Origin of the sequence: Acinetobacter sp. KB005, from assembly GCF_049949095.1 — a bacterium.
Lineage (GTDB): Bacteria > Pseudomonadota > Gammaproteobacteria > Pseudomonadales > Moraxellaceae > Acinetobacter > Acinetobacter calcoaceticus.
Genome location: NZ_CP188191.1, coordinates 1,838,498 through 1,864,797 on the forward strand (window position 1 = coordinate 1,838,498; position 26,300 = coordinate 1,864,797).

The window sequence follows — 26,300 nt, forward strand, 5'->3', positions numbered from 1 at the left end:
ATGAAAGTTATTTACCTTTAAAAACAGGAGGTCTTTTTTGCAACATGGCAAAAACTCCTTCTTGTACATCTTCAGTTTTTAATAAGGGATGGAGATGACTTTGTAACTGGCTAAATGCAGCTTGATAACCTTCATTGATGGCTTCACGTGCTGAAGCTAAGGTGGCTTTCACCGCTAGGGGAGCCGCTTGAGCGATATGTTCAGCGAGTTCTATTGCACGGTTGAGCTCCGTACCTTCAGGGCAAATTTCTGTAATCAGGTTCATATCCAAGGCGGCTTTTGCATCAAAAGGGTCACCTGTCAGTAAATAGCGCATGGCCTTGGCCCAACCCGCAGCTTGTGTAAAGCGTGCTGTTGCCCCACCAAAAGGTAAGATGCCGCGCTGAACTTCCATTTGCGCAAACTGAGTGTTTGCACTTGCTAAAGCAATGTCTGCGTTCAGAAAGAGTTCAATACCAGCGGTATAACAATAGCCTTGTACCGCAACAATCAAAGGTTTACTCAGTTTTCGACCCACAGTGCCCCAAGGGTTTACTTCTTCATCACTAAAATCAAAAACACCTGTAGCAAGCTTAGGTTGTAACTCTACGAGATCTAAACCAGCAGTAAAATGGTCACCATGGGCAAAGATTACTGCACAGCGCAGTTCATCATTATTTTCATATTCGGTGAGCGCTAGTGATAAATCTTTAATCAGGTGGCTATCAAAGGCATTACGTTTTGCTGCCCGATCTAGTCCAATTAAAAAAATATGTCTGCGAGTTTCACGGCTAACTTTTCCTTCTTGATTTGACATGTCGTGATGTCCTTTATTTGTCTTTAATAAGTTTTTAAACGATCGTTTAAAAAGTGTCAAATACAATTTATAGACTACTTCGTAAACAAAAATAGAAGGAAGGGTTAAAATAAAACTAAACTTTTATTCTTAAGATTAATATAAATATGAGGGGGAGAATAACCTGATGAGTAGCCTCAATCAGGTTATAAAACATTATGTTGGACGGCGTGAATACATCAATAGCCCTAAGCATAACAGGGTTAAACCTAAAATAAGATGTGAGCTGAGCTGTTCATGGTTGAACCATGTTCCCCAAAATGTAGCTAAAACTGGGGTAATAATAGTAATGAGCAACACAGTGGTCGGTTGTAGGACTTTGATGAGTTGATAATAGAAAATCATGGCAAGCACAGATGAAAAGACTGCACTGTAGAGCACCGCTAGCGATATTTTAAAGCTTGGAAATTCATTTGGAAGATGTGACCAAAAGAAAGGTAACAGGCATATATAACCGACCCATGAAACAAGGGTGGCACCTGTCATTTGTGTAATTGGCGGAACATGCGCACCAACAGATTTTACGGCAAAAGTCGACAATACATAAAACAGCATCGCAATCAGCTCTAACATAATACCAATGCGGTTGAGCTGAAAACCTGATGAAGACAGTCCTAAAGTAAAACTCATCCCGACAAGAGCGATACCCAGCCCAAGCCACTGCCATGCTGAAAAACGTTCACGTCCTAATAAAAAAGAGCTGATGAGTCCAGACACTAACGGAGAAGTACCGTAAATAATTGAAATAATGGCAGAGGGGACTTTATCTGCGCCCATATAGCAAAAGGCCATAGAACCAAATAAGCCAATGGCTCCGGCACAATAACTTAAAACAGCTTTTTTACTAAAGATGAGTTTTAAACGAAAAAATTTTAGACACAGCAAAGCGATTGGAATTGCCAAACTGAATCGAATAAATAACCCCCATGCCCAGTGAATTTCTTGTACTGTCCAGACGGCCGCGAGTGGGGTAAGTGACCAAATAATGACGACAGCAATAAATTGGCCGGCTGTAGCAAGGCGAGTAGAAGGTGAAGATAATGCTACAGCCGGCTGAATCTGCGGGGTGGGTATACTCTGTTGTTCAAATAATGGCTTCATATAAAGCTCCAGAAAGTTTGTTTTTGTGTTTTAAAAGGGCATAAAAAAAGCCGCGTTTTATGGCGGCTTGTTATGAAAATCAGGGGATATATTACAAATGGAATATCTTGATTTTCTCATCCAAAGCGCCAGATAGTCTAAAGTAAAGACGTCGCCAATCGACCATAGAGACATTGACCTCTAAGGCATAAAATTGGTGAACCAGACATAGATGGGCTTTAGATAAAAACATGATAAGTATATTAAAATACAGGTGATATTTTTATAACACAGAAATAGAAAAGTACAAATTATATTCAAGCATGAACCACAGATTTTTTGATTTCAAATTAGCAGTTTGCTTAAATTGATATTTTTCTCATAATACCTCGTCGAATTGATCTCTATAAGAAGCTGTTCTTATGTCACCTTTAGAAATTTTTGCAGTCTTGATTAGCCTAATTGGAGTTGGATTAACTGTTATTAGGAACATGTGGTGTTGGCTGTTTAATTTCTTTGCCTTTGTTTTATATGCTTATTTGTTCTACGAATTTAAGCTTTATGGTGAAACGATTTTACAGTTCTTTTTTATGGTCGTAAATTTTTATGGTTTTTACTACTGGTTTAAGGGAAAGCAGCAAGATCACGACATTCGTATTGAACCGATTGCAGTTCAAAAAGCAATTTTTCAAATGATTATTGCGGCGGTAGGTGGTTTGCTCTTTGGTTTGATTCTTAAAAACTTTACCGATGCGGCTGTGCCAATGCTTGATTCGCAACTTGCAGCGTTTAGTTTACTCGCAACCTATTGGACTAGTCGCAAGCATATTGCAACATGGGTACTTTGGGTTTTTGTCGATATTATTTACGTGGGTATGTTTATCTATAAAGATTTATTTTTAACAGCCGCTTTATATGCAGCCTTTGTTCTAATGGCAGCTTATGGCTGGTATCAATGGGAAAAGGTTAAAAAGAAACAGAATTTATCTTCTGAGCCGATTTAGTTTGGAGAATGGTCATGTTGTTGAGCTTAGATGGTTATAAACAGCAACAGTTTGATCAAATTGCCGCAAAAATAATGGCCGAGCCTGCAAAATATTGTGAATTTAATTCAGTGTCAGATTTCTATAATGCTGAATGGTTCAAGGATTTTCCACAAGGCACTCAGGTTTCTGCTACAGGGTTAGATGACGGTGCTGAAGAGTTTTATGCCGTTGTACAATTTAAACAGCAATATTTAAAGTTTGATATTAAAGAAAACCATTCGGCACTTATTTTTCAAGATATGAATGGGAACGTATTTAAGCGTAATTTTTAATTTGTGAAATAAAATTGCAAAAAAAAGCGACTTAACGTCGCTTTTTTTAATAAATAAATTTTGAAATTTTGTTCGCTGTTTCAACGACTAGACTTGCGATATCTTCTTTAAATGTTCTTTCATCGTAAGTGGTAATTGGGCAACTCACAGAGATAACCGCCACCATTTTGCCATTTGACTGTTTAAAAATAGGTGCCGCGCAGGCTGCCATATCATGATTATAATGACCCCAGCTCACCATCGTTTTTTGTGTTTTTACATAAACTAATCTTTGCAATAAGGTTTTTAAATTGGTTGGAGTCAGTTCAGAAAAACTATCCCAATCATCAAAGTTACGGTAACGCTGGCGTACTTCAGTTTCAGGTAAATCAGACAATAACATTTGACCAATTACGGTTGCATGGGCAGGCCAGCGAGTACCTAAGCTAATGTTACTCGTGAAGGTTCCCATCGACTGAATATTATTTACAAAGACAATATGTGTGCCTTCTAAAATAGAAAGATGCACGGCAAGTTTGGTTTGATCACGTAGTTCTTTCATTAAAGGCGTCGATAAATCGAGCAATGAAAGTTTAGATAAACTGTTAAAACCTAATTCCATGACTTTTGAATCAAGTGCATAAGTTTTTTGAGAAGCTTTTCTTAAATAGCCACAAGATTCGAGTGTATAGATTAGACGAAATGCACTAGAACGGTTCACTTCTAAAATTTCAGCGATTTCTGTAATCGTCATTTCTTGTGCTTGTTGGTTAAATGCTTGCAAGATGGCTAAACCCCGTACAAGGCCGGGTACTAAATATCTATCATCATTTTTTGTTGTTTCTGATTCTTGCGAATCTTCTTCAATTGTTAGGCTCATTCGTGTCATTTTCCTATAAATAAAACAAGGTTCAATTTGGGGCATGCTGCTTTATTTTAGAACTATTGTAATTGTTAAAAATACATAAAACAATTTTTATATTTAAAACTTTGTTTCTTGTTTGAAACGTAACAAAATATTTAAAATTTATTAAACCAATGAATTATCTATTTATTTTTACTTTGACAAAAAATGATCAAGGGTATTATGCTTAGCTCATGTTTTGAAAATCAAATTATGTTTTGTATATAAAACAAAATGAGGACGCAAGGTATGAGTTGGATCTCAATTTGTCAGCAGGGTGACGTTAGCGAAGATGAGCCGAAAGCCATCGAAATTGAAGGGAAGAAAATTGGCGTATTTTTCGTCGATGAAAATTACTTTGCGATTGAAAATGTTTGCCCTCATGCATATGCCTTATTAACCGAAGGATTTATCGAAGATCAAACTGTCGAATGCCCATTGCACGAAGCAATTTTTGACATTCAGACAGGTGAGCTAAAAAGTGGACCGGGATGTAGAAACCTATGTACGTACCCAGTTCGTGTTGAAGGACAAGATATTCAAATTCAACTCTAGTCCTCACAGGTACAAGGAAGCAGAACAATGAAGACATTTAATGAAAAGTTGGCTAGCTGGATTCATGCAACGCCGGCAACCGATGCAGGTATCAACAATATTCAAATTCCTGGTCAATCTGAATTGTTGGTTTGGCAAACACGTTATAAAGAACCAACTGTCTACGAACAAGACTTTGTAAAGAACTTGATTCAGGCATTTTCTGCGGGCGCAACAGCATTAGATGACGTTGTTTCTGCACTTAATCAGCAGGGTTTCCGCTGTGAATCTGGTGATGAATGGACTTCTGCGAGCTTTACAGAAGAAATGCAACGTTTAGGTTATTAATTCAAGGAAGAATAAAATGAACGCAATCGTATCAGCTTCACAAAGCGCTGAAGAATATTTAGAACTCGGTTTACGTGATCAATGGCATCCGGTTTTAGCAAGTTGGGAAGTGGCTGCCAATCCGGTCGGAATTACCCGTTTGGGTGAAAACATTGTGGTTTGGCGTGATGCCGAAGGTCAGGTACACGCACTTGAAGACCGCTGTCCGCACCGTGGTGCTCGTCTTTCATTAGGCTGGAACTTAGGTGATCGAGTTGCTTGTTGGTATCACGGTGTTGAAGTTCGTGCTGATGGTGTGGTTGCAGATGTTCCAGCCGTTCACGAATGCCCAATGACAGGAACCAAATGCTTAAAAAGCTATCCAGTTAGTGAACAGCATGGCGCAATTTTTATTTGGTTTGGTATCGACGCAAATGAACAGCCAAAACCGCTTGAGTTCCCAGAACAACTTGCAAGCGAAGAGTGGAGTGCGTTCCTTTGCCAAGCCGACTGGAAAGTAAACCATCAATACGCGATTGATAACGTGATGGACCCAATGCACGGTACATATTTACACGCGACATCACATTCGATGGCAGATGGTGAACGTACCGCAGAGATGAAGCACCGTACTACAGATAATGGTTTTGTTTTTGAAAAAGAAGGCCAAACGGGTGTGAACTTCGACTGGGTTGAATACGGCTCTACAGGTGCAAGTTGGTTACGTCTTTCAATTCCGTACCGTAAACAATTTGGTCCGGGTGGCGAATTTTGGATTGTAGGTTATGCAACGCCAATTGATGCCAACAATACCCGTGTATTTTTCTGGCGCTGCCGTAAAGTAAGTGGCTGGCAACGCAATGTATGGCGTTTCTTATATCGCAATCACTTAGAACAGTTGCATTGGGATGTATTGGAACAAGACCGCATTATTTTAGAAAACCTCGCACCAAATGCTCGTGAAAGAGAATTCTTATATCAACACGATGTGGGTCTTGCACGTTTACGCCGTTTAATGAAGAAAGAAGCTGAAAAGCAATTAAAGAAAATTGCTGCACTAAATGCATCAAACCGTATCGAGATGCAGGAAGAAGCTCATGGCTAATGTAGCGTTGCTGCAAGGCAAAAAAGTTTTAGTGACTGGTGCTGCACGTGGTTTAGGGCGAGATTTCGCTCAAGCGATTGCTGAAGCTGGTGCCGAGGTTGTAATGGCAGATATTTTGTCTGAGCTCGTTCAGCAAGAAGCACAAGAGTTGCAGAAACAAGGACTTCATGTTCATGCGGTCACCGTTGACCTTGCCGATGCGACCTCGATTGAAAATGCGGTAGCAAAAAGTGTTGAGCTGTTAAAAGGGTTAGATGGCCTTGTGAACTGTGCAGCGCTTGCAACCAATGTAGGTGGAAAAAATATGATTGATTATGATCCTGAACTTTGGGATCGGGTCATGAATATTAATGTAAAAGGCACATGGCTGATCAGTAAGGCATGCGTTCCACACTTAAAGCAGTCGGCTGCTGGCAAGATCATTAATGTTGCTTCCGATACAGCACTTTGGGGCGCACCGAACCTGATGGCTTATGTGGCAAGTAAAGGTGCAATTTTTGCCATGACACGTTCAATGGCAAGAGAGTTGGGGCCGTTCAATATCTGCGTCAACACATTGTCTCCAGGTTTGACTTTGGTTGAAGCAACCGAATATGTACCGCAGGAACGTCACGATTTATATGTCAACGGAAGAGCGATTCAGCGTCAGCAACTTCCACAAGATTTAAATGGAACAGCATTGTATCTACTGTCGGATTTGTCCTCTTTTGTGACAGGTCAAAATATTCCGGTCAATGGCGGTTTTGTCTTTAACTAAGGGGTAGTCAAATGATTACAGGGATCGAGATTTTAAAGTTTGGAGTTGAAGATAGAGCCGCTTCAAACAAGTTTTTAGCAGATTTTGGTTTAAACCAAAGTGCTTCTGATATTGAAGGTACTGATCTTTACCAGACCCAAAATGGTAGCAAGATTTATCTATTTAATTGTGATGATGAGCGTTTGCCACCTGCGATTGAGCAAGGTTCAACTTTACGTGAAGTCACTTGGGGTGTTGATCATGCTCAAGACCTTGAAGACTTGGCAGGCCGCCTAGCTGATGTAAATGGTTTTAAGCGTTCTGAAAATACAGTTCAGTGCCTTGATCCAAATGGCATGACCATTCGTTTTGAACAAAGTTTTGTGAAAGATGTTCAAGAACTTAAAACGGAAGGCATTAACCAATACGGCAATATTCAACGTGTGAATGCGGCAAGTCCTGTCTATGAAAAAGGTCAACCTGTTGCGATTGGACATGTCGTGTTCTTCACACCAGATTTAGCAGCAACTGAAAATTTCTATATTGAAAAAGTAGGCTTTCATTTGTCTGATGCCTACAAAAATCGCGGTGCATTCTTACGTTGCCGCGGTAAAGGTTATCACCATGATTTATTCTTGCTCAGTGTTCCAAATAAACCAGCTGGCTTAAATCATGTTGCATTTGTCGTACGTGATATCCATGAGGTGATTGGGGGCGGTTTAAATATGAATCGTTCGGAATGGTCAACCTTTATTGGACCGGGACGTCACCCAATTTCTTCAGCTTATTTTTGGTACGTCAACTCACCATTAGGCGGTGCATTTGAATATTACACCAACGATGATTATTTGACAGAAGAATGGCAGCCACGTGTAGAAGAACATCGTCTAGAGCTTTTCACCGAGTGGGCGATTGAGGGTGGTCTTGATGACACAACCCGCCGTCAGGTGAAGCCTGTTTAACAGGTATTGCTTTACAAGGAAGATGGCTATGGAAAAGATCGTAATTGTAGGTGCCGGACAGGCAGCGGGTTGGGCAGTAAGTACCTTACGTCAAAATGGTTATGTGGGCGAAATTCATGTGGTTTCAAATGAAGATCAAGTGTTTTATGAGCGTCCGCCACTGTCTAAGCAAGTACTTTCAAAAGAGGCGACTTATGAAAGTTTGAATCTGTTTTCTAATGAGCAGGTTCAAGAGTTCAACGTTCAATGGCACAAACCGGAAATTGCAACAAAAGTCGATCGTGAACAAAAACAGGTTCATTTAGAAAGTGGTCAGGTTTTGCCCTATGACAAATTACTGATTGCAACAGGAAGCCGTGCACGTGTACCAGTCAATACATGGCAGTTCATTCCAAATGTTGTGACCTTACGTAATGTGCATGACTGTGAACGTTTGGCTGAAATTTTAAAGCATGCAAAGAATGTCGCTGTGATTGGCGGTGGTTGGATTGGTCTTGAAATTGCGGCAACTGCGCGTAAGCAAGGTAAAGACGTTCATATTTTTGAATATGGCGATCGTTTATGTGCAAGAAGTGTGAGTCCTGAAGTCTCTGCATTTTTAAAAAATATGCATGAAACCCAAGGCACAAAAATTCATTTAGACAGCAAGAGCCTTCATCTGGTTGAAGCACCTCATCAAAAAGTTGAAGTGGTGAATCATCCACAAAATAGTCAATTGTTTGACTGTGTGGTAGTTGGCGCGGGTGCCGAAATTGCTAAAGAGCTCGGTGTACACGCTGGTCTCGATGTGAAAGATGGCATTGTGGTGAACTGCTTTGGACAAACTTCAGATCAACACATTTATGCCGCAGGCGATGTCGCGATTCATCCGGGTTTGGGCTATTGCATTCAATCTTGGGCAAATGCACAAAATCAGGCAATTGCCGCAGCGAAGTCGATGCTGGGTATTGAAACTGAATATACCGATATTCCTTGGCTCTGGTCTGATCAATACCACTTTAATATTCAGATATTAGGTACGTATCAACCTGAAAAAACGAAAGAGTTAGTGATTCGCCAAGGCGGTGAAGATCAGGTGAGTTATTTATATCTGGACCATGAAAATTGTTTGCTGAATATGATTGCCATTAATGATTCGAAACTAGTCAAACTGGCAAAACGTTGGATGCAAGCCAACACTGTTTTAGACCCAAAACTGTTAGAAGATTCTGAATTTAATGTCATGAAGTTAAAACCGTAAACATTAAATCTGGTTCTCATTACCAAATCGAAGGAATGACACATGAGTAATGAAGAAAAAAGTGGATTAAAGCATTGGGTACCTGCTTTTGTCCTTATGGTGTGTGTGGTACTGGCATTTTTCGACAAGATTAGTATTGCGGTTTTATTTTCAGATCCTCATTTCCAAAGTGCAATGGGAATTGCTGAAGATAAGGCCAAACTGGGATGGCTCATGACAAGTTTCTTACTTGCTTATGGTTTTTCATCAGTTTTTCTAAGCTTTTTGGGCGACATTTTTAACCCAAAGAAAATGCTGTTTTGGAGTGTAACTTCATGGGGTTTACTCATGTTTTGCATGGGGTTCACCACCAGTTATTCAGGCATGTTGATTTTACGTGTGCTGTTAGGTTTGGCAGAAGGTCCGTTATTTGCCTTGGCTTATACCATTGTTAAACAGACATATACAGACTGTCAGCAAGCCCGTGCTTCAACCATGTTCTTACTTGGAACACCGATTGGTGCATTCCTTGGGTTCCCAATCACGGCAAATGTTTTGGCACACCATGACTGGCATACCACTTTTTTTGTGATGGCTGGGTTAACGCTAATCGCTATTTTCAGCATTGTTTTCGGTTTGCGTAATTTGCAACTTAAGAAAACTGTCGAAATTGAAGGCGAGAGCAAGCGTACAAATTTCAAAGGCCATATTGCCAATACCAAAATACTTTTGAGCAATAGAGCGTTCTGGCTGGTTTGTCTCTTCAACATTGCATTGATGACTTATTTGTGGGGCTTAAACAGCTGGGTTCCTTCTTACTTAATGCAAGACAAAGGCTTCAACCTCAAAGAATTTGGGATGTATTCAAGCTTTCCATTCATTGCCATGTTAATTGGCGAAATCATCGGCGCGTTTTTATCTGACAAGTTGGGTCGCCGTGCAATTCAAGTATTTAGCGGCTTATTACTCGCAGGCATTTTCATGTATGTGATGGTCATCATGACCCAGCCATTATTGATTATTGCTGCCATGTCTTTAAGTGCGATGGCTTGGGGTTTTGGAGTGGCTGCTGTATTTGCTCTGCTTGCAAAAGTAACGACCTCAAATGTAGGGGCGACTGCGGGCGGAATATTTAACGGTTTGGGTAATTTTGCAAGTGCAATTGCACCTGTACTTATCGGTTACATCGTGATGCAAACACATAGTTTTAATTTGGGAATTACCTTCTTGGCTGCTGTCGCTGTCATCGGGTCATTTTTCTTGGTTCCTCTTTTAAAACGATATTAATTCACTGTATAGGAGTTTAAAAAATGACTACACAACAATTCGAATCGTGGGCACAACCAGAAAATTCTTCTTTAGAAGATTGGTTAAACACGCGTATTGCTCGCTTTGAGACACGTAAATATGACTTTGAGGCTTTGAAGTTCCAAGCCGATTACGACCCGAAATATCGCCGTGCGCAAATGCGTTACATGGGTACAGGCGCAACAGGTGTTGCAAATGACGGTAACACTGTACCAGCAGAAAACTTTACGTTTTCGACCATGGTGTTGCCACCACAGTGTGAAGGACCTTTGCACATTCATCATGACGTTGAAGAAGTTTTCTTTATGCTTCGCGGCGAAATTGATTTGTTCATTGAGCACAACGGTGAAAAATTCGAAACCCGTTTAAAAGAACGTGACCTGATTTCAATTCCACCGGGAATTTACCGTGGTCTATTTAACCCAGGTCAAGAAGATGCCTTGATGTGTGTGATGTTGGGAACAGGCAAACCGACGATTCCTAACTATCCACCAGAGCATCCATTGTCTCAAATCAAACGTTAAGCGTTTGATGATGTGAGTTAAGGGAAAGGAATAAAAATGATGACACTCATTGAAAAGTTAGCAGAATTTCCGGTTAAAACGGTGACTGTGCAAGGCCAGCAACAAGCATATCGAGAAGCCGGTCAGGGCGAATACCTTGTGCTGTTACATGGCATTAGTTCGGGTTCTGCTTCTTGGGTGAACCAACTTGAAGTGCTGTCTTATCATTTTCATGTCATTGCCTGGGACGCACCGGGCTATGGCTTGTCAGATGAACTTTTAACTGATCAGCCGAATGCTACCGATTATGCAAAGCGTTTGGCAGCGCTGTTTGAAGTTTTAAAAATTGAAAAAGCAATTGTTGTTGGCCACTCATTAGGTGCCTTACAGGCGAGTGCATTTGCTGCACTTTACCCAGAGCGAGTAGAGCATTTGGTGATCGCCAATTTGGCTCAAGGCTACCAACGTCAAGACGAACAAACACAAATTCAGGTTTTTGAAAAAAGACCAAAAATGTTGAAAGAGTTAGGCGCTAAAGGTATGGCAGAAAGCCGTGGGCCTCATTTGATTTATAAACAAGAACCACAAGCCTTGGCTTTAGTTTCAGAGGTGATGCAGCAGTTGACCCTACAGGGATTCACACATGCATCGTACTTACTTGCCTATGACGAAATACGTAATTATTTAACAGATTTACAAGCCCCATGCACAGTGATTGCAGGGCAGCAAGATCAAATCACTCCTGCGTTAGGTATACAAGAGCTTGCTCAGGAATTGCAGTTGGAACAGCACTACATCATCCAAGATGCAGGACATCTAAGTTATGTCGACCAACCGCAAGCATTTAACCAAATTATGTTGACGATTCAGGAACAATCGTAAGAGAGATTAAGGATTATGAGCTTCCAAGTTGAAGGAAAAGTTGCAGTTGTTACGGGTGGCTCCTCTGGGATTGGGCTGGCTGCTGTTGAAATACTGGTTGCAGAGGGTGCAAAAGTAGCTTGGTGTGGTCGCGATGAAGAGCGCTTGAATGCGTCAAAGCTCTATATTTTAGAGAAGTATCCACATGCCAATATTTTTACCAAAGCATGTAATGTGTTGAAAAAAGAAGAAGTTCAACAATTTGCCAAAGACGTAAAACTCAATTTGGGCAATGTTGATATGCTCATTAATAATGCTGGACAAGGCCGCGTTTCAAACTTTGAAAATACGCAAGATGAAGACTGGATGAAAGAAATTGAGCTGAAGTATTTCAGTGTTTTACATCCGGTACGGGCTTTTCTTGAAGATTTAAAACAATCGGCAAATGCCTCAATTACCAATGTGAACTCTTTACTGGCGTTACAACCAGAGCCACACATGATTGCCACGTCATCAGCACGAGCGGCGTTGTTGAATCTTACACATTCTTTGGCTCATGAGTTTACTCAGTATGGTGTTCGTGTGAACTCGATTTTACTCGGAATGGTCGAATCCGCGCAGTGGAAACGCCGTTATGAAACTCGCTCAGACTTAAACCAGTCATGGGAAGAATGGACAGGCAATATTGCTAAAAACCGAGGCATTCCAATGCAGCGTTTAGGCCGTCCTGAAGAACCAGCCCGTGCTTTAGTTTTCTTGGCATCTCCATTGGCATCGTACACCACAGGTGCGGCACTCGATGTCTCAGGTGGTTTTAATAAACATTTATAAATATCAGGTGCTGTCATGAAAAAGTTGATGATGATTGGTTTTGGAGCAATGGCAGCAGAAGTGCATGCTCACTTGCCTCAAGATTTGCAACTGAAATGGATTGTCGTGCCGTCTCGTAGCGTTGAAAAAGTTCAATCACAAGTGTCTTCAGAGATTCAGGTGATTTCAGATATTGAGCAATGTGATGGTGCGCCAGACTATGTCATTGAGGTGGCAGGTCAAGCAGCAGTGAAAGAACATGCTCAAAAGGTTTTAGCGAAAGGTTGGACCATAGGCCTGATTTCGGTTGGAACTTTAGCTGATAGCGATTTTCTGATTCAGCTTAAACAAACAGCTGAAGAAAATAATGCCCATCTGCATTTACTCGCAGGTGCCATTGCTGGCATTGACGGTATTTCAGCAGCCAAAGAAGGTGGCTTGCAAAAAGTCACTTACAAAGGCTGTAAAAGTCCAAAAAGCTGGAAGGGTAGTTATGCAGAGCAATTGGTCGATTTAGACCATGTGACTGAAGCTACAGTCTTTTTTACCGGAACTGCTCGTGAAGCTGCCATGAAATTTCCGGCCAATGCCAACGTCGCTGCAACGATTGCACTTGCTGGACTTGGAATGGATGAAACCATGGTCGAGTTAACTGTTGATCCAGCCATCAACAAAAACAAACACACCATCGTGGCAGAAGGTGGCTTTGGGCAAATGACCATTGAACTGGTTGGTGTGCCGTTAGCAAGTAACCCGAAAACATCAACTTTGGCTGCGCTTAGCGTGATTCGTGCTTGTCGCAACAGTGTAGAAGCAATACAGATTTAAGAAGGATTTGATCATGGCAAAGGAAATTTATATTGCAGGTGAATGGCGTTTGGGCCGCGGTGCGGTCATCCAAAGCCTGTTTCCGGCAGATCAGTCTGTCAATGCAGAAATTTCGACTGCAACGCTTGAAGATGTGAATGAAGCGATTGAAAAGGCTGATCAGGCTTGGCGTCAACCCAGCTGGAGAAATAGCTTGCCGCATGAGCGCGCACGTATTCTTTACAAGGTTGCAGACATTATTGAAACGCGTGTCGATGAATTGGCAAAACTACAAACACGCGATAATGGTAAGCCTTTAACCGAAACACGTGGTTTGGTGATGAGTGCTGCGGCGACTGCACGTTATGTTGCAGCGGCGTGTGAAACGCTGAATGATGAACTAACCACTCAACGCGCTCCAGATTTTATGACCATGAGCGTGCATGAACCTGTAGGCGTTGTGGCAGCAATCACACCTTGGAATTCTCCAATTGCGAGTGAAGTTCAAAAGCTTGCTCCAGCTTTAGCAGCAGGAAATGCAGTGGTGTTAAAACCAGCAGAAGCAACTTCGCTGATTGCTTTAGAACTTGCCAAAATTTTTGAAGAGGCAGGTTTGCCAAAAGGCTTACTCAGTGTGTTAGTTGGTCGTGGTTCTGTGATTGGTGATGCCATTGCTCAACATCCATTGGTTCGTAAAATCTCTTTTACAGGAGGAACAACCACGGGCCGTCATTTAGCTCATATTGCAGCGGACAAACTCATTACCACATCGCTTGAGCTAGGTGGTAAGTCACCAACAATCGTTCTGCCAGATGCTGATGTAGAACTTGCTGCTAAAGGCGTAGCGTACGGTATTTTTAGTTCGGCAGGCCAAGCGTGTATCGCAGGCTCTCGCTTGTTTATTCATAGCAGTCTTTACGATCAGTTTTTAACGCGTCTGGTTGAGATTACCAAAGGCTTACGCGTGGGCCATCCTGAACAGGCTGGTGTGCATTTAGGGCCACTCGTAAATGACAAACATTTGCAGTCGGTTGATCGCTATGTGCAGCTTGCTAAAAGCGAAGGTGGTCAAGTTTTGGTTGGTGGCGAAGCATTAACAACTGGTGACTATGCCAAAGGCAGTTATTACTTACCCACTATTATTACGGGTTTAAGTAATAGTGCCCAAACCTGTCAGGAAGAAATTTTTGGCCCTGTTTTAGTCGTCATGAAATATGACAACGAGCAAGATTTGATCGCCCAAGCCAATGATAGTTGTTTTGGTCTTGCAGCAGGCATCTGGACTGAAAGCTACCGTAAAGCTTGGCGGATTGCACGTGTGTTAGAAGTGGGAACAGTGTGGATTAATACCTACAAAAAGTTCTCGATTAGTGCGCCGTTTGGTGGCTTTAAAGACAGTGGTATCGGGCGCGAAAAAGGCCGTTTGGGCATTTTATCGTACATGCAGCAAAAGAGTATTTATATGGGGCTGAATGAACAGCCTAACCCTTGGTGCGATTAATAGATTCAAGGATTGAAAAACAAATTTTGAGGAACAGACATGACTGAACGTGTAAATGTAGGCGAAGCAATCGCAAGAGTTTTAGAAGCGCACCAAGTTGACAGTATTTATGGTGTTATTTCCATTCACAATTTACCTATTGCCGACGCAGTAGGACGCCGTGAAAAAATGCGTTTTGTTGCTGCTCGTGGTGAAGCGGGTGCGGTAACCATGGCAGATGCACATTCACGCTTTAAAGGCTTAGGTGTAGCACTGACAAGTACGGGTGCTGGGGCTGGTAATGCGGTGGGTTCACTGATTGAAGCGATGAATGCGGGTAGCCCTGTATTGCATTTAACAGGTCAGGTTGAGCGTGAATATCTTGACCGTGATGCAAGTTTCATTCACGAAACCAAAGACCAACTTACGTTTTTACGCGCATCAAGCAAAGCGGCATTTCGTATTACAAGTCCAGACAATGCAGTGGGTGTAATCCGTGAAGCCATCCGTGTAGCAACCACAGTTCCAATGGGACCGGTAAGTGTTGAGCTGCCGATTGATGTGCAGGCAGCAGAAATTGATTTGCCACTTAACTTAGGGCCAGTCAAAGCACTTGAGTTACCACAGGCAGAGCAAGCAGAAATTGATCTTCTTGTAAGTGAAATCAAAAAAGCAAAACGTCCAATTTTCTGGATTGGTGGTGGAACTTTAAATAGCGTTGCAGAAGTTAAAGCAATTGCAGATTTAGGTATTCCGGTTGTGTCATCTACGCACGGCCGCGGGGTGTTGGCAGACGACCATCCACGTAGTTTAGGTGCATTCCACAACTCGGCAGCGGTTGAGCAGTTATTAAAAGATGCTGACTTAATGGTTGTATTGGGTTCTCGTTTACGTAGTAATGAAACCAAAACTTATTCGGTTGAGTTCCCTGAAAACATTATTCAGGTAGATGCTAACCCAGTGGCTCAGCAACGTAATTATAAAATCCGCAATTTCATTTGTGGCGATGCCAAAGATGTCTTAACACGCGTGTTGGAACAGCTTCAAGGTACTTCAAAAGTTGATGCCGATTACGATGCGGCTGTAGTTGCTGCAAAACAAGCTGCAATTGATGCACTGCGTAAGCAAATCGACCAATACGCTTTAATTTGTGATCACTTGCGCGCAGCTTTACCTCAAGACGGCATTTTTGTACGTGACATCACCATGTCAGGTAGCACATGGGGGAGTCGCTTGTTCCCTGTACAAGCACCAAACCAAAACATTCACTCACTCGCGGGTGCAATTGGTTTAGGTCTTGCAACTGCAATCGGTGCTTCGGTTGCTAACCCTGACAAAAAAGTGATTGGTTTGGTCGGCGATGGCGGCTTAATGCTTGGCATTGGCGAAATTGCAACCATGGTCCAAGAAAACACCAACATGGTCCTAATGATTATGAATGATGGTGGTTATGGTGTAATGCGTGGCATTCAAAATAACTACTTTGGTGGTCGTCAGTATTTCAATGAATTGCATACACCAGACTACAAACTCCTTGGTGAATCAATGGGGGTGAAGAGCTGGAAAGTCGGTAGTGCAGATGAGTTTAAAACTGTCATTCAAGAGGCGGTTGCATTTGAAGGACCAACGGTAATTGAGCTCGATATGAACTCGATTGGACCATTAAACTTTGCGGGTCCACCGCAAAAGAAACTGTATTAACCAGTTTGGATGGTTTAGTACATATGCGATGGGAGCTGCTAAGCCATCCTTTTTTTAGATATTTTTTTATCTAAAAAACAATAAAAACGAAGTTTTACAGGTAAAACAAATAAAGTTCCAGCAGGATGCTGGAACTCAATCAAGGATGTAGAGATGAAAAAGACTTCATTGATCATGGCATTCATTGCACCACTCGCTATGGGGATGAGTGCAAGTGCGTTTGCAAAAGATTCATTGCTTGAATGGAAAAGTGATGATGGCACCGACTCATTAAAGTTAGGTGGGGTGGTTCGGTTAAATCAACGCTATGAAGATTGGGAAGGGCCTAACCGCGGTTTTGGTAAGCTCCATTTTGATATTTTCAGGGTTGATCTCAAAGGTAAGTTTGATGATGCCTATATCAATGCCAGTTATATGGTTCAAGACCAACAGAAAACCTCGATTGAAAAAGCATATGTAGGCTATAACTTAGATGCCAATAACAGTATTGAAGCGGGTCTGGTCTATAAACCTTTTACGATTTATCCCTATCCGCAAAATGGCTGGACCTATCACATTCCGTTCTTTTTAGGTTATGGCAACAATATTGCACCGGGGATCAACTGGAATTATCACGACAAAGATTGGGATGTAAAACTCGGTTATTACCCGCAAATGTTAGAGACGAATCTGCGTTATTCACCTGAAAGTGCAACTTATGATGACTTGGCAGGAAATGCATTTCCATCTCAAAAAGCCTATCAAAATGAAAAGCGCAATCAGGTTAATACCCGCATTGTTCGCAAGTTAGAAACTGATTTCGGTAAACAAGAGTTTGGCGTGTCGGGTGCAGTTGCCCAGCTACATAATGATATCACCGATAAAGACGGCAAATATTATGCAGTCGGTTTGCATACTGAAAATAACTATAAGCGCTTTAACTTACAAAGTTCGGTCATTCATTATCAGTACGATGCTAAAAATCCGGATGGTGTAAACAGTGATATGACTTTGATGGGAGCGAATGGCCTTACACCTGCTTATTTCATTGCTTCGGAAGGTACGATTGCCAGTTTAAACCTTGCCTATACGTTGCCTGTGACCAATATGGGCAAGCTAAAAGCCATTAAGTTTTATAATGACTATAGTTATCTCGATAAAAAACGTGATGATTGGTCCGACTCGCAAATGAACACCACAGGGATGATGTTTATTGCTTCACCATTTATGGTTTGGGCAGATTACACGTGGGGTAAAAACTCCAACATTATTGGTGGGGCGACCAACTCAACAGGGTATACCTCGGCTACTTCGCCAAACAGCGACAAATGGCTATATCGTATTAACTTTAATATCGGTTTTACTTTCTAAAGTGAACAACATTAAAAAACCACGCCCGTTGCGTGGTTTTTTATTTAATAGATAAGCTCTTTTAATATCTGGACTTTTCAAACTTATTCCAAAATATAAATGCAGTCACAAAGGCCAAAATGGTGAGCGCAAAAATATAATACATCGCACCGATATCACTATATTGACTAAGCCAATGGACTAAAGGCAACGTCATACCGCCAACAATTGCATAAGATAAATTATAAGAAAATGAAATGCCCGAGAAGCGAACGGGTGCAGGGAACATTTTAACCATGCTGCTTGACACCATTCCAACAGTGCCTGAGCAAAGACCTAGCAACATATATAAGCCAAAAATGGTTGAATGTGCGGCGTGGCCTAAACTGTTATAAAAAATTGCTGCTGTGAGTGCCACGGCAAGCGCACCTACCATCATGACTTTGCCACAGCCAAAACGGTCAGCAAAATAGCCTGCCAAAATACAGCCAACCATTTGCATGACAATGGCTGCGCTTTGCATTTCAAAAGTCTGAGTACGTTCAAAACCAAATGAACCAATCAATAAATTTGGCATGGCTAAAATCACCACCACCACACAGCCTGTTAAAAACCACGTAAATAACATCCCAATAACAACGGCTGTTTTATGTGTTTTTAACACTTGTTTAACCGGCATTTCTTTTGAAATTTCTTTACGTGCCTGCATTGCCTTAAACACAGGTGTTTCTTTTAAATAGGTCCGTAAATAAAGTGCGACTAGACCAAAAATACCGCCTGCAATAAACGGTATACGCCAAGCCCAGTCATGGATTTGTCCTTCACTAAAATTCAGCGAAATCCATAAAGACATCAGTGCGCCCAATAAAATTCCTAAAGACAGTCCGGCAGTTAATAAACCATTGGCCAGTCCAATTTTTCTTTCGGGAACATGTTCAGACACAAATGTCCACGCGGCAGGAATTTCACCTCCAATTGCAATACCTTGCACCACACGCATGAGCAATAAAAGTAGCGGTGCCAAATAACCAATATTTTCAAAAGTGGGCAATATCCCGATAAACAGAGTAGGCAGCGCCATCAGTAAAATAGAAAGCGAAAATAGTTTTTTTCGCCCAACTAGATCGCCAAAATGGGCCATTACAACCCCACCTAACGGCCTAAAAAAGTAACCTGCTGCAAAAATACCGTAAGTATTGAGCATGGCCCAAAACGGACTAAGTGTGCTTGGGAAAAAGAGGTCGGAAATGATTTTGGCGTAGAACACATAAATCACAAAATCGTAAAACTCTAAAGCACCACCCAGTGAAGAAAGAGCGAGGGTTCGTTTATCTTCTTTATTCAGATAGTTCGCATCCTGCAACGTTAATTCTTGATCCATTTTTTACTTAATTGTTGTAATCGAAGTTTGAATATTAATGGAAAAGTGAATTAAAAGTAAATGGAGGAAATTTGTGCTATAGATGAGTGTAGATTGGGTTAACCAAGAAAAGACAAAACGGTTTAAAACTAAAAACGCTTTAGATTAAACAAAAACAGATGTAGGAATGACTTTTCTTTTGAGCCGTTCAGCGACACAATAAAACTTGTCATAGCTAGTTTAATGAGAGATTCAAGGGATGAGTGTAGTTTTACCTGTAGCTAAGCGCGGTGAAGACATTTTAAAACTGATTGCTGCACCTGTCTCATCTAGTGAGCTGAACAGTGATTGGCTTTATGGGCTTGCAGCCGCCATGCATGCCACTATGCTTGAACGTAATGGTGTAGGAATTGCTGCACCTCAAGTCTATATCTCTAAACGAGTCATTATTGTGGCTTCTCGACCAAACCCGCGCTATCCCGATGCACCTGAAATGGATGCGGTGGTGATGGTGAATCCTGAAATTTTAGAGTTCTCAAATGAAACGCTTTTGGGTGAAGAAGGTTGCTTAAGCGTGCCAGATGAACGTGGACAAGTTGAACGCGCAGAAATGGTAAAGGTTAAATATTCAACACTTCAGGGTGAATTCGTTGAAACGATTTTTCACGGTTTTCCTGCTCGTATTGTTCAACATGAAGTCGATCATTTAAATGGAGTGCTATTTGTAGAAAGAATAATCTAATCTTCTGTTTTAAAGTTTTGAAAAAGGTATAATGAGCTTGAAATAAAGAAGTCAACGGAATTACAATACTTATATCGTGATTTTTAATTCATTCAAAAAGTATAATTTTAATATTATCAGCAGGTTGTGCTGAAAAATTGCTCTAAAGCGCAAATCTCCTCATTTAAGGTTACGGACCATGAAAACCCCTCTCCCAGATTATTTGGCAAATGTGATAGAAGCCTGTGAGGTAGATAATAGCGGGCATCTAGCTGACTATATTCCAGAGTTGGCAAATGCAAATCCAGACCGATTGGCTTTGGCAATGTCTACGGTAGATGGTGAAATTTATTCGATCGGCGATGATGATACTGAATTCACCATACAGTCAATTTCTAAACCGTTTGTATATGCTTATGTTTTACAACAGCTTGGCATTGATGCGGTACTCGCTAAAGTAGGGGTGGAACCTTCAGGGGAAGCTTTCAATGAAATTTCATTGGGTAAAGATGGCCGTCCGAAAAACCCGATGATCAACTCTGGCGCAATTACTGTACATTCATTGATTCAGGTCAAACATGGTCTACACAGTGCAGAAATTCTACGCCGTTTTATGAGCGAGCTTGCTGGTCGCGAATTAAGTTTTGATGAGTCTGTTTACGATTCGGAAGTCAAAACAGCCTATCGTAATCTTTCGATCGGTTATATGTTGCGAACTGTCGGAATTTTAGAAACTGACCCTGTCGATATTGTGAATGGTTACATTCGTCAATGTGCAATCATGGTTACAGTTAAAGATCTGGTACGTATGGGCAGTGTACTTGCCAATGGTGGGGTCGACCCTAAAACCGGAAAACGCTTATTGAACCGATCTGTAGTGAGACAAGTACTCAGTGTCATGATGAGCTGTGGTATGTATGATGCCGCGGGTGACTGGCTTTCAACTGTAGGTATTCCTGCTAAAAGTGGTGTAGCTGGCGGTATTTTGGGTGTGCTGCCAGGTCAAGTCAGTATTGCTGCTTTTTCACCTCGACTAGATGAGCATGGTCATAGTATTCGAGGTATCGATATTTTAGAACGGTTATCTCGTGATATGGGATTACATCTCATGGAAGGTACACCTTCTGCACAAACTATTGTACAAAGCCATTACCGTACAGGAAAAGATGCGTCATTAAGTGTGTATGTGCTTCGAGGTGTATTGAAATTTACCGAAGCTGAAATGTTGTTGCGTATTTTACAAGACGAGACAACTGATCAAAGCACAATCGTGATTGATTTGACCCAGATTTCGCTTATCCATGATGTGGGTAAACGTATGTTTTTAGAAGGTGTAGATCGTCTGATTGATGATGGTCATACACTCGTTTTGGTTGATCCAGAACAGCGATTAGATCATGCGAGAACTGGTAAAGATCGAGAACTTCATGTCTATCATGATTTCGATGATTTGCTCGAAAAGCATGACCTACCTGCAAAAAAAAAGACTTATAACGACATCGCGGCACTTCTAAATTGCTGAGGTGTTTTTCCGAGATGTCGTTTAAACATCGCACTGAATGCACTGGGGTTGTTATACCCCAGTGACTCGGAAATTTCAGTAATAGATTCACCATTCGCGATTTTACTCAAGGCAAGTGCGATATGCATTTGCTGTACCCATGCCCGATAAGATAGGCCAGTTTCTTTTTGGAACATACGCATTAATGTTCTCGAACTCGCACCAATATCATCAGCCCAATCTGTTAAATCTTTTGAGTGATTAGGCGCGTGTAATAACGCTTGGCAAATTTTTAATAATCGTTTGTCTTTTGGCCACGGAATCTGGATAGGCAGCAAATTGGCCCGATGAATTTCTTCAAAAATCAAAATTTGTAAAGAACGAGAAAGCTCTTGAGAGGTGACAATATTTGGAGTCTCCTCTTGTTCAATTTCGTTTAAACGAATCAAAAGCTCATGCAACAGGTTGCTCACCCGAATAATAAAGCAATGTTGCCCCATTAAAGCGGCTGCATTTACTTCAACCAATGCCGTATTTAACTTAACGTGACTCAGTGAAATGACACTATGTTCGACATGGGCAGGAATCCATAACGCACACATGGGCGGCACAATCCAGACATTATTTGGTGTAAACACCTGAATGTTTCCTGTAGACGCATATAAAAACTGAGCGCGGATATGTGTATGAGTAGGTGTGATTTCTCGGTAGGCATGCTCAGAAGATAGCCCAATCACAAGTTCAGACAAATCAGACTGAATAAGAGAATCGGACATAATCTATCCTAAAAATTGTCACTTATACGATGATTATTGGAAGATAACTTTATAAGCGACAATTTACAATAAGCACCTTACTTAAAATATTGGAGTTTTTCAGGTATGACGTCTTCAATACAATTGAAAGATGGTATTGCCAATACCGTTGCAAATGATCAGCCTCAAGGAATGATTATTAAAATTGTAGGTGCTGTGGCGGTTGCACATTTACTGAATGATTTAATTCAAGCCGTGTTACCAGCCATCTATCCAATGCTCAAAGCAAACTTCTCGCTGAGTTTTGCTCAAGTTGGCCTGATTTCGTTTGTATATCAAATTACAGGTTCACTGCTACAGCCTTGGATTGGACTTTATACCGATAAACATCCAAAACCTTATCTTCTACCACTCGGAATGGTCGTTACATTCTGCGGCATTATCTTGTTGGCATTTTCACCAAGTTTTGCTGTGTTGTTGTGTGCATCTGCCCTTATTGGGGTTGGGTCTGCAACCTTTCATCCAGAAGCTTCGCGGGTGGCGCGAATGGCATCGGGTGGACGTTTTGGTACGGCTCAATCGACTTTTCAGGTGGGTGGAAATACAGGCACTGCTATTGGCCCATTGTTAGCAGCTTTGCTGATTGTACCGTTTGGACAGCATGCAGTTGCGGGCTTAGTTATATTTGCACTTTTAGCTATTTGGGTTTTATTTGGTGTAAGCCGTTGGACGATTGGTCATGCAAAAAATCAGGTAGTTACACGTGTAAACCAAGCACAGAGTAAATTACATGGTCGTAAGCTCATTATTGCCTTGAGCACCATTAGTGTGTTGATGTTCGCTAAATTTACCTACATTGCCAGCATTAGCAACTACTTCACTTTTTACTTGATTCAAAAGTTCCATATCAGTATCCAGACCGCTCAGTTGCATTTGTTTGCGTTTTTGGCAGCTGTTGCTTTAGGTACATTTGCAGGTGGCCCAATTGGTGACAAGATTGGTCGTAAAGCTGTTATCTGGGTTTCATTTGTGGGTATGGCTCCATTTGCATTAATGATGCCGTATGCAAACTTGTTTTGGACAACAGTCTTATCAATTATTACTGGTTTGGTGTTGTCGTCTGCCTTTGCTGCAATGGTGGTTTATGCACAAGAAGCTGTTCCGGGCCGTGTGGGGATGATTGCTGGTTTAATGTTTGGTCTTATGTTTGGGGTAAGTGGTATTGCCGCAGCAGGCTTAGGGCATTTGGCCGATGTTAACGGCATTGAATGGGTATTTGGATTGTGTTCATTGTTACCATTATTAGGTTTCGCAACCGCATTTTTACCAAATACAAAGGTTAAATAAAACCATCACTCCGTTGTTTTAAATCCTCCAGTCTTAAAAAGGTTGGGGGATTTTTTATTAGAAAAGAGAACTATATATTAGGGTGATAAATTTATTTTAATTAAAAATAATAAAGTTAATTCAATAGGCTATCTTGTCCTATGAAAAAAATTGTTTAAAATCGCAAGGAAATATATCAAGACATAAATTGATAATATTGTAGAAATAGTAATAATTTCTTAATTTATTGAATTTATTATATAAAATAAAATTTATTATGGGTGGTATGAAGTGTTCGCTATTAAGCAATTATCATTAAGTGTTTTTCTCGTTTCTACATTAACTTTAGTTGCATGTGGTGGGGGTGGTGGAAGAAGTTCTACCGACGGTTCTTCTACATCTTCAAAGTCAAATCCTAATGAAATCCCGACTTTATCATCCACTCCATTGATTAATTACACTACAACTTTTGAGCAAAATCTCACTATAATTAATGAAAAAAATAATGGCATATCAACCCAGCTTGTTCCAAGTAATGGATCTAGTAAAAGTGTGATTGAACCTAGTTATAGTGTAAGAACTTATGGGAATTCAGGGCTTTCATTTTATTATAAATTAGATAGAAATCAATTTTTTAGAGTTGAATATGATAAGCTTTCTGGTAAGGTGGTAAGTGCAAGAATTGATACGGAGAAATCTTCCTTAACTTGTAGGGATGATAAATGGACTCCTGAAGGTTGTGAAGGAATTAGTGTGATTTATGATGATCGTACTGGTGATTCAACACTATTATTTAATAATAAAAAATTTGAAGATTCATATTACTCGAATAATGAAAAGGTAACGTATTTAGTTACATTGAATGGTACGGTAAAAGGGAGTATTAGTAGCAAACCTTTAGAATTTACAGATTTTGAAAAGACCCATAATGGTGAAATTACTGTTAATGGTAAGAAAATGGATATTCTTCGAGCCTATATGAGGGATACTCAGCTTGTTGTTCAATTTACGAATGGTGAGAGCTTATATTTTCTTACAGGTAAATCATCAGGGCTGGTTAACACTTATTATACAGGAGAAGAGATTCTCTCTAGTGCGGCGGCTATGGGAACATTAAAAAAACTAGATAACGATCGAGTAAATGTAGAATTTAATAACGTTTACTTTAATTCAAAAACTGGATCTAACTCTAAAATAGCCTCAGGAAATATTACTTTAATTAATAGTTATGCCAAAATTGATATCTCAAATGTAGGAAAAATTGATACAAACGAGGTTTATGCTTATGAACTCTCTAATAAAGAAATAACTTACTTTATTACATCTACTACTGGGCATGGTTATATCACTGTTCAAGGACAAAATCCTGTGAATATTCAGATAAATGGCTATTCTTGTACTTTAAGTGATTGTAAAAATGTATTGATCTCTAAAGATGGTTCTAATATCCAACTGAAGGGTACAAAGCTGGGTGATGTGAGTGTGACTGGTTCAATTCGAACAAATATTCATTAAGTGATTCATTTCACCTTGGCCTATTTAGATAGGAGTGAGGTGACGGTTAATATTCGGCATTTTACGAACACAAAGGTTAAATAAATGAAAAGACTCTCAGTCATATTAAACTGAGAGTCTTTTTTAAGATGAATATAATTCCAATTCAAAAGACTATTTTTGAATACCAAATTTAAATACGGTGACACTGTTATACGCTTGATTTGGGTTCAAACGAGTAGATGGGAAAGTTGGTTGATTGGGGCTGTCTGGAAAATGCTGTGTCTCTAATGCTAGAGCATCTGCTTGTCGATAAAGTACGCCGTTTGCACCAGCAACATTTCCTAATAAATGATTCGCCGTATACATTTGAACGCTTGGTTCAGTGGTTAGGACTTGCATAGTCCGTTTAGATTTTGGGTCAACAACACTAGCAGCAAGATTTAATTTCCCTTGAGACTTTTGGTTAATCACCCAAGTTTGGTCATAGCCATATCCATACGCCAATTGCTGATGATTCGCTCGAATATCTTTTACAATTGCTTTAGGAGTCCGAAAATCAAAAGGTGTACCTGCAACCGAAGCTATTTCACCTGTGGGTAAAGAATTTTGATCGGTTACCAATACACGGTCTGCATTGAGCTGTACAACATGATCGAGTACACCATAAGGGTTATTGCCAGCTCCTGACAGGTTGAAATAACTGTGGTTGGTGAGATTGACGACGGTCGGTTGATCAGTTTTGGCCTTATATTCAATCTGGAATTCATTTTGATCTGAAAGACTGTAGATCACCTCCACATCTAACTTTCCGGGAAAACCTTGATCACCATTTGGACTGGTTAACTTAAGAGAAGCTTTGACGATTTCACCTTTGGAAACAAGGGGCTTAACTTGCCAAATACGTTTATCAAAACCCGGATTACCGCTATGTAATGAATTCGGGCCATTATTTTTTTCGAGGTTATATGTTTTCCCTTCTAAGTTAAATTTAGCATTGCCAATACGATTCGCATAACGACCAATTAATCCGCCAAAATGAATGCCTTCCTTGGTATCAGTGACTTCATAGCCTTTTAGATCATCGAAGCCCAAAACGATATTATTTTGTTTACCTTGTGCATCGGGAGTCAAAATCTGTGTAATTACGCCACCAAAACTAATAAAAGATACAGAGACTCCTTTGCTATTGCTCATAGTGTATAGATCAACTTTTTGACCGTCTTGAGTTGTGCCGTATGGTTTTACATTTAATGTGGCTGCATTCGCAATTTGTGCAAAGCCATAGATCGTAAAACTTAAAATTACTAATTTTTTCATGTTTATACTCTATTTTGTAATGGTA

The 26,300-nt window shown here is 40.7% G+C and carries 26 protein-coding genes; 20 read left to right on the top strand and 6 right to left on the bottom strand.

The window, feature by feature from the left end; all coding sequences use genetic code 11:
- Positions 1-7 precede the first annotated feature (7 nt).
- Both ACPF64_RS08930 and ACPF64_RS08935 read right to left on the bottom strand, forming a co-directional pair.
- A complete protein-coding gene (locus ACPF64_RS08930) occupies positions 8-796 on the bottom strand; it encodes a crotonase/enoyl-CoA hydratase family protein (protein WP_426456039.1) in 789 nt (262 codons plus the stop codon).
- Positions 797-991: 195 nt separating this feature from the next.
- A complete protein-coding gene (locus tag ACPF64_RS08935; protein WP_281831378.1) occupies positions 992-1,936 on the bottom strand; it encodes a DMT family transporter in 945 nt (314 codons plus the stop codon).
- 401 nt (positions 1,937-2,337) lie between these two features.
- Here ACPF64_RS08935 and pnuC point away from each other — a divergent pair, with 401 nt between their 5' ends.
- The gene (gene pnuC / locus ACPF64_RS08940; RefSeq protein WP_003653131.1) at positions 2,338-2,919 is read left to right on the top strand and encodes a nicotinamide riboside transporter PnuC; all 582 of its coding nucleotides are present in this window, start codon (positions 2,338-2,340) and stop codon (positions 2,917-2,919) included.
- A gap of 14 nt (positions 2,920-2,933) precedes the next feature.
- Complete coding sequence (locus ACPF64_RS08945; protein WP_151827071.1) at positions 2,934-3,233, top strand: hypothetical protein; 300 nt, start codon at positions 2,934-2,936, stop codon at positions 3,231-3,233.
- A 46-nt stretch (positions 3,234-3,279) separates the two neighbouring features.
- Here ACPF64_RS08945 and ACPF64_RS08950 read toward each other — a convergent pair whose 3' ends face one another.
- Positions 3,280-4,092: an IclR family transcriptional regulator gene (locus ACPF64_RS08950; protein ID WP_003653128.1), complete on the bottom strand. Its 813-nt coding sequence runs from the start codon at positions 4,090-4,092 to the stop codon at positions 3,280-3,282.
- A 273-nt stretch (positions 4,093-4,365) separates the two neighbouring features.
- Between ACPF64_RS08950 and ACPF64_RS08955 the strand changes: the two genes are divergently transcribed.
- The 14 genes from ACPF64_RS08955 to ACPF64_RS09020 all read left to right on the top strand — a co-directional run bounded on the left by ACPF64_RS08955 (position 4,366) and on the right by ACPF64_RS09020 (position 17,819).
- Positions 4,366-4,671 carry a non-heme iron oxygenase ferredoxin subunit gene (locus ACPF64_RS08955; protein ID WP_003653126.1) on the top strand — a complete coding sequence of 102 codons (306 nt, stop codon included), beginning with the start codon at positions 4,366-4,368 and terminating at the stop codon, positions 4,669-4,671.
- A 27-nt stretch (positions 4,672-4,698) separates the two neighbouring features.
- Complete coding sequence (locus ACPF64_RS08960; RefSeq protein ID WP_003653124.1) at positions 4,699-4,998, top strand: recombinase-like helix-turn-helix domain-containing protein; 300 nt, start codon at positions 4,699-4,701, stop codon at positions 4,996-4,998.
- A gap of 16 nt (positions 4,999-5,014) precedes the next feature.
- Positions 5,015-6,082: an aromatic ring-hydroxylating oxygenase subunit alpha gene (locus ACPF64_RS08965; RefSeq protein WP_017388716.1), complete on the top strand. Its 1,068-nt coding sequence runs from the start codon at positions 5,015-5,017 to the stop codon at positions 6,080-6,082.
- A complete protein-coding gene (locus ACPF64_RS08970; protein ID WP_426456040.1) occupies positions 6,075-6,839 on the top strand; it encodes an SDR family oxidoreductase in 765 nt (254 codons plus the stop codon). Before ACPF64_RS08965 ends, ACPF64_RS08970 begins: the two co-directional genes overlap by 8 nt.
- A gap of 11 nt (positions 6,840-6,850) precedes the next feature.
- Entirely contained in the window at positions 6,851-7,780 is a 930-nt protein-coding gene (locus ACPF64_RS08975; protein ID WP_426456041.1) for a VOC family protein, read from the top strand.
- Positions 7,781-7,808: 28 nt separating this feature from the next.
- Positions 7,809-9,020 (top strand): NAD(P)/FAD-dependent oxidoreductase, encoded by a 1,212-nt coding sequence (locus ACPF64_RS08980; protein WP_426456042.1) that lies wholly within the window; start codon positions 7,809-7,811, stop codon positions 9,018-9,020.
- 42 nt (positions 9,021-9,062) lie between these two features.
- Complete coding sequence (locus ACPF64_RS08985; RefSeq protein WP_426456043.1) at positions 9,063-10,286, top strand: MFS transporter; 1,224 nt, start codon at positions 9,063-9,065, stop codon at positions 10,284-10,286.
- A 23-nt stretch (positions 10,287-10,309) separates the two neighbouring features.
- A complete protein-coding gene (locus ACPF64_RS08990) occupies positions 10,310-10,831 on the top strand; it encodes a cupin domain-containing protein (RefSeq protein ID WP_003653112.1) in 522 nt (173 codons plus the stop codon).
- 36 nt (positions 10,832-10,867) lie between these two features.
- Positions 10,868-11,692 (top strand): alpha/beta fold hydrolase, encoded by an 825-nt coding sequence (locus ACPF64_RS08995; RefSeq protein WP_426456044.1) that lies wholly within the window; start codon positions 10,868-10,870, stop codon positions 11,690-11,692.
- Positions 11,693-11,707: 15 nt separating this feature from the next.
- On the top strand, positions 11,708-12,502 hold the full coding sequence (locus ACPF64_RS09000) for an SDR family oxidoreductase (protein WP_426456045.1): 795 nt from the start codon (positions 11,708-11,710) through the stop codon (positions 12,500-12,502).
- Between the two features lie 15 nt (positions 12,503-12,517).
- A complete protein-coding gene (locus ACPF64_RS09005; protein ID WP_426456046.1) occupies positions 12,518-13,309 on the top strand; it encodes an aspartate dehydrogenase in 792 nt (263 codons plus the stop codon).
- Positions 13,310-13,322: 13 nt separating this feature from the next.
- On the top strand, positions 13,323-14,789 hold the full coding sequence (locus ACPF64_RS09010; RefSeq protein ID WP_426456047.1) for an aldehyde dehydrogenase: 1,467 nt from the start codon (positions 13,323-13,325) through the stop codon (positions 14,787-14,789).
- Between the two features lie 39 nt (positions 14,790-14,828).
- Positions 14,829-16,469, top strand: coding sequence for a thiamine pyrophosphate-binding protein (locus ACPF64_RS09015; protein ID WP_426456048.1), 1,641 nt, complete (start codon positions 14,829-14,831; stop codon positions 16,467-16,469).
- 153 nt (positions 16,470-16,622) lie between these two features.
- Positions 16,623-17,819 carry a hypothetical protein gene (locus ACPF64_RS09020; protein ID WP_205469709.1) on the top strand — a complete coding sequence of 399 codons (1,197 nt, stop codon included), beginning with the start codon at positions 16,623-16,625 and terminating at the stop codon, positions 17,817-17,819.
- Positions 17,820-17,880: 61 nt separating this feature from the next.
- Here the strand turns inward: ACPF64_RS09020 and ACPF64_RS09025 are convergent, their stop codons facing one another.
- Positions 17,881-19,179 carry an MFS transporter gene (locus ACPF64_RS09025; RefSeq protein WP_426456049.1) on the bottom strand — a complete coding sequence of 433 codons (1,299 nt, stop codon included), beginning with the start codon at positions 19,177-19,179 and terminating at the stop codon, positions 17,881-17,883.
- Positions 19,180-19,417: 238 nt separating this feature from the next.
- Here ACPF64_RS09025 and def point away from each other — a divergent pair, with 238 nt between their 5' ends.
- Positions 19,418-19,900, top strand: coding sequence for a peptide deformylase (def, locus tag ACPF64_RS09030; RefSeq protein WP_005048425.1), 483 nt, complete (start codon positions 19,418-19,420; stop codon positions 19,898-19,900).
- A gap of 178 nt (positions 19,901-20,078) precedes the next feature.
- Complete coding sequence (locus tag ACPF64_RS09035) at positions 20,079-21,401, top strand: glutaminase (RefSeq protein ID WP_004641747.1); 1,323 nt, start codon at positions 20,079-20,081, stop codon at positions 21,399-21,401.
- Here ACPF64_RS09035 and ACPF64_RS09040 read toward each other — a convergent pair.
- Positions 21,368-22,156, bottom strand: coding sequence for an AraC family transcriptional regulator (locus ACPF64_RS09040; RefSeq protein WP_426456050.1), 789 nt, complete (start codon positions 22,154-22,156; stop codon positions 21,368-21,370). The two genes, ACPF64_RS09035 and ACPF64_RS09040, sit on opposite strands and share 34 nt — an antisense overlap.
- A gap of 105 nt (positions 22,157-22,261) precedes the next feature.
- Here ACPF64_RS09040 and ACPF64_RS09045 point away from each other — a divergent pair, with 105 nt between their 5' ends.
- Positions 22,262-23,482, top strand: coding sequence for an MFS transporter (locus ACPF64_RS09045; RefSeq protein WP_426456051.1), 1,221 nt, complete (start codon positions 22,262-22,264; stop codon positions 23,480-23,482).
- A 270-nt stretch (positions 23,483-23,752) separates the two neighbouring features.
- Positions 23,753-24,976 carry a hypothetical protein gene (locus ACPF64_RS09050; RefSeq protein ID WP_426456052.1) on the top strand — a complete coding sequence of 408 codons (1,224 nt, stop codon included), beginning with the start codon at positions 23,753-23,755 and terminating at the stop codon, positions 24,974-24,976.
- Positions 24,977-25,129: 153 nt separating this feature from the next.
- Here the strand turns inward: ACPF64_RS09050 and ACPF64_RS09055 are convergent, their stop codons facing one another.
- Positions 25,130-26,275, bottom strand: a complete 1,146-nt coding sequence (locus ACPF64_RS09055) for an aldose epimerase family protein (protein WP_426456053.1) — start codon at positions 26,273-26,275, stop codon at positions 25,130-25,132.
- Positions 26,276-26,300: the final 25 nt, after the last annotated feature.